Here is a 12,540-nt window from a genome sequence, read left to right on the forward strand (position 1 = left end):
CGTTCACCACCCTTCTTCGGATTCAGGCTTACCATTGATGTTTGTATTCATTCTCTTCTGGTCACGGTGAACAGTAGAAGGACGATTAATCATCCTCCACCAAGGTGCACGCATGATAATATCCTTGGTATCTGTCTTGCTGTATGGGCTCAGACCTGACAAATACGGAACGCCAAATGAGGTCATCTGTGTCAGATGTACCGAGATTAGAACCAATCCAATGACAATGCCGTACAATCCGAGTGCACCAGCAAGCAGCATGATCGGAAAGCGTAATAATCGAACCGTAATGGCAAAATTGAAGCGGGGAATCGTGAACGATGCAATCCCTGTCATCGAAACGATAATAACCATCGGTGCAGATACAATACCTGCCTGAACGGCTGCCTGCCCGATTACCAATGCACCGAGGATACTGACAGCTTGGCCTACTGTTTTTGGTAACCTGACCCCGGCTTCCCGCAGAGCTTCAAAGGATAGTTCCATGATGAGCGCTTCAACTAAGGCTGGAAAAGGAATGGCCTCCCTCGCGCCAGCAATACTTAGAATTAGAGTTGTTGGTAACATATCCTGATGGAAGGTTGTAATTGCGATATAAAGCGCGGGTAGGAATAGGGCAATGAACACAAATAAAAACCGAATCCAGCGAATGAGGTTACTAATGAAGAACCGCTCATAATAATCCTCGCTCGCCTGAAGCATCTGCCACATCGTAACGGGTCCAATTAAGGCAAATGGACTTCCATCTACGAAAATGGCAAAGCGACCTTCCAGCAAATTACCTGCAACCGTATCTGGTCGTTCAGTGTAATGCATCTGTGGAAATGGGGAATACGGATGATCTTCGATCAGTTCCTCGATATATCCCGTTTCCAAAATGCCATCGATCTTGATCTTGTTGAGACGTTTCTTCACATCCTTAATCATCTTCGGATCTGCAACATCATCCAGATAGGTCAATACAACATTTGTTTTGGTGTCTGTTCCAATGGTCATACTCAACATCTTGAGCGTAGGCGTCTTGAGCTTAAACCGCAGTAGCGCGGTATTTACACGCAGTGTCTCCGTAAATCCTTCCCGTGGGCCGCGAATAACCGATTCTGTCTGAGGCTCCTCGACACCGCGCCGGACACCGCCTTTGACATTGAATAGCCACGCCTCCTTACTGCCGTTAATCAACAGTAGAGCTGAGGATTCAAGTACACCGTCAGCAGCTTCTGCCCACGTTGCCACTTTCTTTACCTGGGACAGAGCCACGCGGGTATCATCCAGAGGAGCTTCGGGTTCATTCGTACGCTGCTCCACCAAACCACGAATGAGAGGACGCAACATATGCTCCTGAATATCCGTTGAATTTACGATGCCTTCGATATATACAATGACGCCCTGAACCTCTGGTGAGACCATGACATTACGAAAGATCACATCTGAGCAATCCGAGAAAATATCCTTTACCGCCAGCATATGGCTTTCATGTGTAAGACCAATCGGCTGTCGTAAAATGGGTGGGGACGGTAATCCTAATGGAACATGAGTCTTCTCTTTTGCGTCCCGGGAACCGCCTTTACCTGATGTATGATCCGCCATCTACCGTCCCTCCTCTCTTGTTTTTATACAAGGTAGCTTGTGCCAGAAGGAACGGAATTATGTGGCTGATCTAAAACTTTGATAGTTCTATGTCCAAGTTGAGAACAGATCGTATATTTATCTAGGGTTCCAATACCTACATACGGAAGCAACAAAAAAGGAACCCTGTGCATACAGGATTCCTGACGTTATTGAAAGTTGTGTCAACTCAGTTTAGAGCACTTTAAACTTATCCGTTCGTTGATACTTGTTTAGTCTGCAAAATAGTCTTCAGGCACGTAACGAATTTCTGAACCCGCATATATGGTCAGTGCATGGCTTTCCTTGTTGTACTCTACCTTGTCCCCTTGGACATAATACCAATGCTTTACTAGGGGCTGATCCTTACGTTGTACAAATCGAAATACATTCAGCTCCTGTCTGAGCTCAAGAATCTGCTCGACTGTCTGCTTGTCTAACCCTGTGACAGTAAAAATAAAGTGGGTTCCATCATGCTGATATCGATAGGACGACGTGTCTGTTTTACTATTCACCAGCCCTCGTCCTGTCACCCCATGTTTAACCATAAACCACTCTTGCTGAGTCATATACGCATCCCCTATTCTTCGAATTTATCCAATCCAGTTCGATTCATTAAGGTAGATCAATCAACATGAAGAAAACATCCTCACTCGCTTGAAGCTCCAACGATGGCGTCTCTTCTATACGAGCGGTATCACCTGTAGACAGGTGATATTCTCCGTTCAAAGCAAGCTTGCCTTCAATGGCAAAAATGTAGCTGAGCCGACCAGCTGCCTGCTGAAATGACAGCGATTTTCCTTTATTCAAACGACTGAGATAAATGGTCATGTCCTGTTGGATGGATGCAATTCGAGGCCCGCCCTCTGTAGATACAATTGGAACAAGTTGTCCAGTAAGCTCCTCTGGATCAAACGAAGTCGTCTCATAAGATGGTTTCAACCCTCTGGTGTGCGGCATAAACCAGAGCTGGAGCAAGCGTACCTCCTCCTGATCCGAAGCATTATGCTCAGTGTGAATGACACCACTGCCCGCAGACATCCGCTGAATGCCGCCAAATGAAGTGACCGCCACATTACCCAAGTTATCCTCATGGCGTAGTTTACCGTTTAATACAATCGACACGATCTCCATGTCACTGTGCGGATGTGCACCGAAACCACGCCCTGGAGCAATGACATCATCGTTGGCTACGCGCATTGGACCAAAGGCTGTGTTCTCAGGGTCTTGATATTCTCCAAAAGAAAAGCTGTGACTTCCACGTAGCCAGCCCCGATCAAAGCTTGAACGGGCATCGGATGGAATAATGTTAATCATGGCGTGCATCCTCCTCAACATTCTTATTTTTTCTTAGTAGCATACTTATTCTCATTGTACCAAAAACGTAGTCCCATCGTCCAAAACAAAAAAAAGCCTTGGCTCGCTTAACCGTACTCCCGTAATCATACCCGGAATTCCGATAAGCGAGGCAAGGCTATTTGGGTCGATGAATATTGACGATCTTTATTTTTAACTCTATCTGTTAGTTCATAGCAAATTACTTTAATCTCCAACTTAGACTCATGAACCTTCGTTACGCACTCACGTTCTGGCGCACATTGCCCTGTCTGGATAAAAGCTGATCCAATGCCAAGAAGCGGCTACCTGTAAACAACAAGGTTAACGAACCTGCTAGAAGCATGTAATCTAGTTCGGTTCCGTTTAAGAATGGTGCACCCACTTTGGCTGTGAACAGCACACCCACCATTATAGCAACAAATGCTGTGGCGAAAACACGTGTGCCTAAACCAAGAATCATTGCTGCACCCCCAGCTAGCTCAATGACCGCTACAACCGAGGCGAGGAAGCCAGGGACACCAATGCTCTCAAAGAAACCAACCGTACCGCTAATCCCACCTTCGAATTTGCTCCAGCCGTGTAATACAAAGATCAATCCAATCATAATTCTAGAAAAGAACAATCCGATCTCTACAGTTCTCGTATTCATATCAATCATCCTCCTAAAAATTCATATCGTTTCAAATGACATCTTATCCATGTGCTCACCCAATGGACCAAACAAACAGGACGGAAAGTAACAAGATTACGGTAGCTGATGTCAGTACTGCATAACGCGGCAAAATCAATCTGACATCTTGTTCAGGATCGAGCAGTCTAGATATTCGGACATTGACTGACGTATCAGCGAACGACGATTGAACTGCCATCCCTTTGACATGCCATTGCTCTGGATAAGCACGGATAAGCTTGAGCAAAGCACTGCCAATACCCGCTGCATTACCTGTTCGTTCAATAGCTTCGTTATCAGCCAAAATCTCTCTAACCACATGGTAATGCTTCGACGTATGCTTCAATACAGGCAGGTAAGGCATCATGATGGCAAATACCGACAACAACGTTGTTTTTAGTGGATCGCGGTGCCATAGATGGTGAACCTCATGATAGACAACTGCGGTTTCTTCCTCGGCATCAAGCATGCTCAGCAGTCCACTAGATAACACAATATACGGTTTCCAGAGACCGATCGTAAACGCAACTGGTGACCGCTTGTCCACGATAATAAAGCCTGGGCGTTTCAGATGTTGATACTTTGCCTCGAATTCCCTCGACAGCGCCACATTCTCCAAGGTACGAAGCTTCTGGATTGCCGCCCGTGTCTGCATCATCCGATCCAGTAACAACCAAGCTGTGCCAACGAATGTGAGACACACCAATACGATCAGGACGTGTCCGACCGATACCCAGCCTAAGCGGCTCATCCAGTGATTGCACAGCCAGAGTAGATTGAACGGGATATCCCAACCGAAAATTTTGTACATCGCGTACATAAACATCTGCATGAACACAAACAACGGAATGCCAATGCCGACGGTGAACAGTAGCTTCGAGCGGGCTCTCCACATGTCAGTCGTTATCCTTTTTCCATTGTTTGATCTTCTGCTCCAGTCGTTCAATCAAACTTGAATCTGCTTCCTCCAATGCATCCAGCATATGATTCAACGCCAGCGCACCGAATTCATCCACCAGTTCATGGGACAGCTCTTTGGATTGGTTGTTCATGAACTCCTCCTTACTCTGTACCGGCTGGTACAATGACGTTCTGCCCTTCTGCGACTTGCCCAGTAGCCCTTTATCCACGAGCCGATTCATAACCGTCATCACGGTATTGAAATTAACATCCTTATCTTTCTCAAGTGCGGCCTGAACTTCGCGGATACTGCTTCCCGGACGAGCCCACAAAATATCCATAATCTTCGCTTCCAGCGGACCAAAAAAACGATTCAGCCCACGTTCACCTACTTTAAAATTATTTATTCTCATTTTCCGACACCCCTCACACTACCCATTGTAGTGCCATCAAGTAAGAAGTCAACCTCTATGTTAGCTATTTATTGTAAATGATTTGTAAATATGTTTTCCATTTCAGCGAAATGACTGGAGTTAATGGAGTGGCTCTTGATCTCCAAAAAAGCACGAAGACCAGGCAGTTCCGCAAGTCATGCGGTTCTCCCTGGTCTATATATATGACGATCTTATCTGATGGATATAATAAGGAAAATTAGTACTTTTTACCGACTTTGTGGCGGCATATGAGCCGAAATATCTACGCCAAGTCCTTGAGCTAACCGACCACCGAATTGTCCATCTGCCCGGAAGAAGTGGCATAGTGCACGCATTTGAGTATCTACAGGCACTCCCTTCAGATCATTCACCAAATTATCTAATAGATGTTGCTGCTCTACAGGAGTAAATGAGCGATACAGCTCCCCTGCCTGCGTGTAATCATCCGTCTTCTCCAGCTTCTCCCGTGTAACCTCACCGTGCAGTGGAGCCCGGCTATCCCTATAGGTAGCATCTTCCTGTGGGCTGCTGCTAGAGCTGTTCGGTTCATAGTTTACCGGGGAAGGATCCTGGTTCACATTCATGAGTCCATCCCGCTGGTGATTACGTACTGGTGCGTACGGGCAATTCACTGGAATTTGCAAATAATTCGGCCCCAGACGATGGCGCTGCGTATCTGGGTAAGAGAACAGACGGCCTTGCAACAATTTATCCTCCGATGGCTCAATGCCTGGTACTAAAGCACTTGGTGAAAATGCAGCTTGCTCTACCTCGGCAAAGAAATTCTGAGGGTTACGATTTAATGTCATCGTTCCTACCGTTTGGAATGGAATGACGTCTTCAGGCCATGTTTTGGTTGGATCGAGCGGGTCAAAAGCAAAGTCATCCATTTGCTCTGGTTTTAATAACTGTACCTGCAGCTTCCACTGCGGGTATTGCCCGTTCTTGATATGATCGTGTAAATCCCGAGTCGCATGATTAAAGTCCTGCCCCTGAACCTCGGCAGCCTCCTGACGCGAAAAGCCACGAACGCCTTGGGCAGACTCCCATTTGTATTTTACATAATGAACTTCGCCTTGGGCATTGATCCATTTAAACGCATGCACGCCGAATCCATCCATCTCACGATAATTAGCAGGCGTACCCAGATCAGAGAACAACCAAGTCATCATATGCGTTGACTCTGGGGTAAGGGTCATAAAGTCCCAGTATCTTGCCGGGTCTTGAATATTCGTATCTGGTGCTGGCTTTAATGAATGAACCATATCAGGAAACTTCATCGCATCCCGAATAAAGAATACAGGTAGATGGTTGCCTACAAGATCGTAATTACCCTCTCGTGTGTAGAACTTCACAGCAAATCCACGAGGATCACGAGCCGTCTCTGGTGACCCTGTTCCATGAATAACGGTGGAGAAACGAACAAGGACATCCGTCTCCGTGCCTGGGTCTTGGAGGAAATCTGCAGTCGTATACGCCTTCATGCTCTGCTCCAGTGTAAATACACCATGCGCACCAGCACCTCTAGCATGCACTACACGTTCTGGAATACGCTCACGGTCAAAATGGGCAATCTTCTCCAGCAGGTGATAATCCTCAAGTAATGTTGGCCCTCTCCTGCCTGCTGTACGGGAATTTTGATTGTCACCTACAGGTGCACCTTGATTGGTTGTCATACGTTCTGTCATCTTGTTTTCCTCCTCATGTTGGTCTCACGCTTGCTCTATGTGCTCTATGATTAAAATCATATTCAACATTTGATCGAATATACATTTAGACTTGATCTAACTGTTAAAATGATTCTAACATGCCTAGGTTGCAGCTTGCATGAGATTTGCATGAGCATAAGATGAGGGTCACATGGCTTTCGCATGAACGAACTTCATGATTGTAGAGGGCGTTCAAAAAAGGGCATTTTGGGGAGACGCCTTATAGGCAAAAAAAAGCGGACTAATCCGCTAGGCGGTAGCCCACTCCTCTTACCGTTACAATATATTTAGGGGAAGCTGCGTTATCGCCCAATTTTTTGCGCAAGCTTTTGATATGCACATCAACGACATTACTTCCTCCTGTAAAATCGGTCTCCCAAATATCGCTAAGCATCTCTTCACGGGAAATGACTGCGCCGTTGGCATCGATCAGCTTAAGCAATAGATCATACTCTGTCTTGGTGAGATGAATCCGATCATCATCCCGCTGCACGCTCATCCGCTCCCGATCCAGCCACAGATCCTTGAACCCGATCCGCTGCCCTTCCTTAGGCAAAAATCCACGCTTCGGCACGGCCGGGCTGTTACCGATCATCCGCTGTACTCGATATAAAGCTTCCTGCGGTCTCGCTGGCCAGACCAACAACTCTTCCTGTAGCATCGGCCCGCTAGCATTGCCAATCATTTTCTCCCCTACAAGGTACAAACATGGCGTTGTGTTCTCTGCTTCTCGATTCAAACGGCTGCTGATGCCAGCGAAGGCATCAATCGTCCCAGCAACAGATAGGTCATAGACGAGAAGATCAAAATCCAGCCGTTCATGCAAATCTGGTTCCCAGCGATGGAATACCAGCACATCGAAGCAACTATCCGTCAATGCTTTGACCAGCTCGTGAACCTGACCTGGCATAGGGCTAATGAGAATAACACGCCTTGTGATCGGACAAGCTTCTGCCAATGGAGCTGGATCCGTCAGAGCCGGCTTGACCCGAAGTGGCAAACGCCGACCAGACAGGTTGATTTTTACTTGATCCGTTTGTTTTTGCATTCCCCGCAGACACCTCCAAAGACCACATGGGCATGGTCAATTGCATATCCGGTTTCTTCAGCCACCTGCTTCATCCATTGTGCGGGGACCTCTGTCATAACCTCGTCCACCTTACCGCATACTTCACACATAATATGTTGATGGTCATCCATCCGGGCATCGTAGCGACTTGCCGTCTCACCGAGCTTAAGCTCCCGAATCAATTCTTTATCCGTTAAATATCGAAGTGAGTTATATACCGTACCATAGGCTAGATTATAACCTTGCTCTACAAGACGGTTCATCACGTCTGCCGCCGTAGGATGATCCTCTGAATGACGGACTACATCATACACGGCCTGTCGTTGTATAGTCAGATTTAGAGTTCTCACAAGCAATTCTCCTTTATTCATCCATTCTATAGAAAGGCACAGTCATATAAAATATAAATGCTGTGACACATAGAAACATTTTGATTTAGATTAAGTATAAATCTTAATGTATAATGAAGTCAACATGAGTAGGCGTTCAAGAATTAACGTATTTTCTATAATTCCCAGTACTCATATCCACTATTTGGGATAAAATGGTTCGCTACTCGCTACGTTTTCAGATAAAATATAACAATGTGTGTTAAGGGGGGATGCTCGTTGTTCAGCACGTTTTTTGTTAACCTTTGTATCATGATCACATTTATGTACGTGTCCGGGATTATGGCCAAATTCTATAGCATCCGTGTTCCCTTTCCATCCTTACGTGTGCAACTAATCGGGGGTATCCTGTTCGGTATATACGGTACAGTATTAATGAATTATTCCTTTAGCATAAATGAAAGTACGATTGTAGATCTAAGACATCTTGCGATCATAACGGCCGCCGTATATTTGGGTGGAATGGCTTCCTTCATCTCAGGGCTTGTGATCTCTATCCTGCGTGTAGTCATCTTCGGCCTATCCTCCTCTGCTATAGATGCAGCATTTGTCATGGTCCTTATTGGACTAGCTGGGGTATATTTCTCTTATGCTTCCTGGCCGAGATTAACCAAAATTTTAACGATGAATTTGTTTTCCATGGCATTAATTTTTATTATTCTAATGATGAACACCACAAGTATTAATGAATTTATGAAAATATATCCTGTGCAATTAACCATCTCATTCATCGGTGGAATCTTTATTTACTTTATTGCCGAATTTATTAATAAATCGAATGAATTGTTATTAACACTGGAACGAAGGGCTTCAACCGATCATCTAACGAGCTTGAATAACCGGCTTCAATTTGAAAAGTCACTCAAGTTCCAACTGAATTATGCTAGAGAACATCAAAAAAAACTGTCCCTGCTCGTCATTGACATCGATCGCTTCAAAAAAGTAAATGACACATTCGGCCATACCTCTGGTGATGCCGTTCTGAAGCAACTGGGACAGCTTCTCATTGAACATGCACGCCCTGTGGACATCGTCTCCCGTAACGGAGGCGAAGAATTTGCAATTTTGCTGGTCAATTGCGATCAACAGCAGGCTCTTGCGGTTGCCGAACGCATAAGGAAGGCTGTAGAGAGATATCTCTTTTCTCTCCCTGATGGAAACACAACACGTCTAACCGTTTCGATCGGCGTATCGGTATTTCCAGATAACTGCGACGATAAGGATGACGATGACTTCTTCGAACAGGCGGATCGCGGCTTGTACGAAGCCAAAAATACAGGACGAAATCGGGTATGTGTTATGAAAAAGCGGATACTTCCACTGCCTGTGCAACACAAGTTGTAATAAATGCAAGTTATACAAAATGAACTAAACCATATTACAATTACCACTCCGATGACAGAAAACCTTCAGCTCGCTCTTATCCCCAAATTCTTTCCAATCCCCTTCTCTAAGGGAAAATCCGGGGATAAAGGCGAACGCTTCGCTTAACGCCGTTTCGTAAAATGATTAAAAGGGATGTCCTCTCATCCGTCGATTCAGACGATAATGAGAGGACATCCCTTTGTTCATTTCATATAGATCAGCAGCTACTACGCTACCTCATATTAAGCCAGAATTTGCTCAATTTCTTCAACGATGGACGCATCCAGCTTCACACCGGAAGCTATGACGTTCTCCTTCACTTGTTCTGGACGACTCGCGCCCACAAGTGCACTAGACACATTTTTTTGACGTAGAATCCAGGCAAGTGCAAGTTGACCTACTTTCAGATCCAGCTTGTCAGCTACCTCGATCAGTTGGCGAACTTTACCGATTCGATCTGCATTGATCTTGCCTTCGTCCCAGCCGAGCTTGGCTGCACGGCTATTCTCAGGAATATCAGATACCGAGGTGTATTTCCCGGTCAATAAACCTTGGGCAAGCGGAGAATACACAACTTGTCCAATGCCTTTTTGTTCACCAAGTGGAATGATCTCCTTCTCGATGTATCGATCAAACATATTATATACCGGTTGGTTGACGACGATGTGATCCAATAATAGACGATCTGCTGTACCCAGCGCCGCCTCCATCTGAGCTGCTGTCCATTGGCTAACACCCACATACAGCACCTTGCCCTGACGCACCAGATCATCTAGCGCACGTAGTGTCTCTTCAATTGGCGTCTCTGTATGATAGCGGTGGCAATAATAGATGTCCACGTAATCGGCTCCAAGACGCTTCAAGCTCGCGTCACATTGCTCCATGATATGTTTGCGGGATAATCCCTGATCATTAGGGCCGTCGCCCATTTTACCAAACACTTTTGTTGCCAGAACATAGGAATCACGAGCATACGCTTTCAACGTCTGACCCAGCAGCTCCTCTGCCGCGCCACGCTCATACACGTTAGCTGTATCAAAAAAGTTAATACCTTCATCGAATGCGGTTTCAATCGATTTCACCGCATTTTCACGTTCCACATATCCTCCGTATGTCAGCCAGCTACCCAAGCTGATTTCGCTTACTTTCAGTCCGCTTCCACCTAATCTGCGATACTCCATTGATTGCACATCCTCCTTGTATAAGTCATTTATGATGACGTTCCCTTTCTATTGTAACGCAACTAACCAAGTTAAACGAATCATTTTGACCAAACTCCAAAAAAGGAAAAAGCGCACCTTATGAACAGATGCGCTGTAAATCCTATATATCGATCTCTAGTGCAAGATAACGCTCAACGCGTTCAATAGATCAGCCTGCCTCACAGGCTTCGTTAGAACGGCATCAAACACCTCTGCCTCTTGGGGGTTAATATGCATACCATAGGGCACGAGCACGATAATCGGCAGTGCGTGAGCACGAGATTTGAGGTTATGCACAAAATCGACTGCACCGCCCTCTACCAATCCCATATCAATTACCGCTACATCCGGGCTGAAGCCGTCTTCCATCCAACTGAATGCCTCCGCCGAGCCTGAGGTCATATGCACATCCATCTTCCATCTTCGCATCAAGGATGATACCCCCTGCAAAATGTCAGGGTCTTTGGCAAGCAATACCTGCGTTCCCTTCAATCGCTGCTGAATGCTGGTAAGCTGAGGTAGCTCCCAATGTCTGAGCAGTGGCAATCTAATCTGGAATTCCGTCTCGTCTTCCCCCAGGCTGTTAATCTGAATGCTTCCATTCATCAGTATCGCTAGATTCTGACTCACTGCTAACCCCAGATTCGTACCAACAACTCGCTGTGTGCTAATGCTCCCGTCTGAGGTATGAGGCACATTGCGCATCTTATCCGCAGGCATCATCTTGCCGCTATACTTCACATTCAACAAGAGCACAGCTTGGTTGCCTGTACTCTCTTCATCCATAGTGGCGGTGATCAGCACCGAACCTGTCCGTGTATAATCGATTGCGTATTGCAACACATGCGCCAGCAATTGTCCAATTTTGATCTCATCGCCCACAAATACTTGAGATACATTCATCTCCAGGTTCAAACCAATCTCAATGCCTTTGCTAATCGCCTGTCCAACATGAAGATATACCGTATTCTCAATCGTAGACACCAGATCAAATGGATCATCGTGTATAACCGTTTTGCCCGAATCATTGATGTTAAAGTTCATCATGTTGTTGAGTAAGGATAATAATATATTGCCACTTGTCTCAATCATGTTCACATATTCCAGATGCTCTTCGGGCATATCTGGCGTCCGCATAAGATCCGTCAACCCCAATATCCCGTTCAATGGATTGCGAATTTCGTGGCTCATTAGCGCAATCATCTGCGTCTTCGTCATCGCTTCGGACTCGGCACGTTCCTTCTCTGCCTGCAACTGTGCCTTAAGCTGTTCCGTATCATTCAGTTTCTGCTCCTGCACCAGCAGGCTATCTTCGAGATCAACGACGTATCCGAGAAACACAGCCATCGCTTTCAGCGTTTTCATATCCGTTTCACTTAGCTGGTAGTCCGGATTGTCCATCAGGCAGATCGTGCCGAATGCTTCACCCGAGCGCCGTATAATCGGAACACCAATGAAGAATCGACTTCCCAGGTCATCGGTCACATTCATAGAACGAGTTAACGGATGCTCTGCCGTATCGACGATGGTTAGCTCACTGCTTTTATCTCGCAAAACCAAACTACAGTAAGATGTCTCAAATGGAAGCTTGCTCCCCCTCGTGACCAACTGCTCATGGCGGTTAAATGCCTCAAGGATCACATTCGTCACACCATCATTGCTGGCGACAAAGATGGTATTCACCTGCAATATCCCACTTAATACGTCCACGATGTGGGTCGCAGCTTCCTGTATATTTTCATAAAAGCCCCTTGCAACACCTGTGGTTCCCATGACTCACCCCTCTTGTCTAAGCTGCGCTTCAAATTAGAATCAATCCATAAAGATATATGAGGGTAAAAAAACTCCTGATCCAGTTG

The 12,540-nt window shown here is 45.9% G+C and carries 12 protein-coding genes; 1 reads left to right on the forward strand and 11 read right to left on the reverse strand.

Annotated features, from left to right (window positions below):
• Positions 1–3: 3 nt before the first annotated feature.
• The 9 genes from DMB88_RS27845 to DMB88_RS27885 all read right to left on the reverse strand — a co-directional run bounded on the left by DMB88_RS27845 (position 4) and on the right by DMB88_RS27885 (position 8,075).
• Positions 4–1,464, reverse strand: a complete 1,461-nt coding sequence (locus DMB88_RS27845; protein ID WP_251383545.1) for a spore germination protein — start codon at positions 1,462–1,464, stop codon at positions 4–6.
• A 374-nt stretch (positions 1,465–1,838) separates the two neighbouring features.
• Positions 1,839–2,174 (reverse strand): hypothetical protein, encoded by a 336-nt coding sequence (locus DMB88_RS27850; protein ID WP_128103891.1) that lies wholly within the window; start codon positions 2,172–2,174, stop codon positions 1,839–1,841.
• 46 nt (positions 2,175–2,220) lie between these two features.
• A complete protein-coding gene (locus DMB88_RS27855) occupies positions 2,221–2,922 on the reverse strand; it encodes a pirin family protein (RefSeq protein ID WP_128103892.1) in 702 nt (233 codons plus the stop codon).
• Between the two features lie 256 nt (positions 2,923–3,178).
• On the reverse strand, positions 3,179–3,592 hold the full coding sequence (locus DMB88_RS27860) for a DoxX family protein (RefSeq protein WP_128103893.1): 414 nt from the start codon (positions 3,590–3,592) through the stop codon (positions 3,179–3,181).
• Between the two features lie 55 nt (positions 3,593–3,647).
• A complete protein-coding gene (locus DMB88_RS27865) occupies positions 3,648–4,508 on the reverse strand; it encodes a M56 family metallopeptidase (protein ID WP_128103894.1) in 861 nt (286 codons plus the stop codon).
• Between the two features lies 1 nt (position 4,509).
• Complete coding sequence (locus tag DMB88_RS27870; RefSeq protein WP_128103895.1) at positions 4,510–4,926, reverse strand: BlaI/MecI/CopY family transcriptional regulator; 417 nt, start codon at positions 4,924–4,926, stop codon at positions 4,510–4,512.
• Positions 4,927–5,174: 248 nt separating this feature from the next.
• A complete protein-coding gene (locus DMB88_RS27875; RefSeq protein WP_128103896.1) occupies positions 5,175–6,635 on the reverse strand; it encodes a catalase in 1,461 nt (486 codons plus the stop codon).
• A gap of 262 nt (positions 6,636–6,897) precedes the next feature.
• On the reverse strand, positions 6,898–7,704 hold the full coding sequence (locus tag DMB88_RS27880; protein WP_128103897.1) for a winged helix-turn-helix transcriptional regulator: 807 nt from the start codon (positions 7,702–7,704) through the stop codon (positions 6,898–6,900).
• Positions 7,680–8,075 (reverse strand): Fur family transcriptional regulator, encoded by a 396-nt coding sequence (locus DMB88_RS27885; RefSeq protein WP_056701967.1) that lies wholly within the window; start codon positions 8,073–8,075, stop codon positions 7,680–7,682. The genes DMB88_RS27880 and DMB88_RS27885 overlap by 25 nt, the downstream gene beginning before the upstream one ends.
• A gap of 258 nt (positions 8,076–8,333) precedes the next feature.
• Between DMB88_RS27885 and DMB88_RS27890 the strand changes: the two genes are divergently transcribed.
• Complete coding sequence (locus DMB88_RS27890; protein WP_128103898.1) at positions 8,334–9,458, forward strand: GGDEF domain-containing protein; 1,125 nt, start codon at positions 8,334–8,336, stop codon at positions 9,456–9,458.
• Between the two features lie 263 nt (positions 9,459–9,721).
• Here DMB88_RS27890 and DMB88_RS27895 read toward each other — a convergent pair whose 3' ends face one another.
• Together DMB88_RS27895 and DMB88_RS27900 are read right to left on the reverse strand one after the other, a co-directional pair.
• A complete protein-coding gene (locus DMB88_RS27895; RefSeq protein ID WP_128103899.1) occupies positions 9,722–10,660 on the reverse strand; it encodes an aldo/keto reductase family protein in 939 nt (312 codons plus the stop codon).
• 156 nt (positions 10,661–10,816) lie between these two features.
• Positions 10,817–12,454 (reverse strand): histidine kinase dimerization/phospho-acceptor domain-containing protein, encoded by a 1,638-nt coding sequence (locus tag DMB88_RS27900; RefSeq protein WP_128103900.1) that lies wholly within the window; start codon positions 12,452–12,454, stop codon positions 10,817–10,819.
• Positions 12,455–12,540 lie beyond the last annotated feature (86 nt).

The sequence above is a fragment of the Paenibacillus sp. DCT19 genome, from assembly GCF_003268635.1.
In the GTDB taxonomy this organism is placed as follows: Bacteria; Bacillota; Bacilli; order Paenibacillales; family Paenibacillaceae; genus Paenibacillus.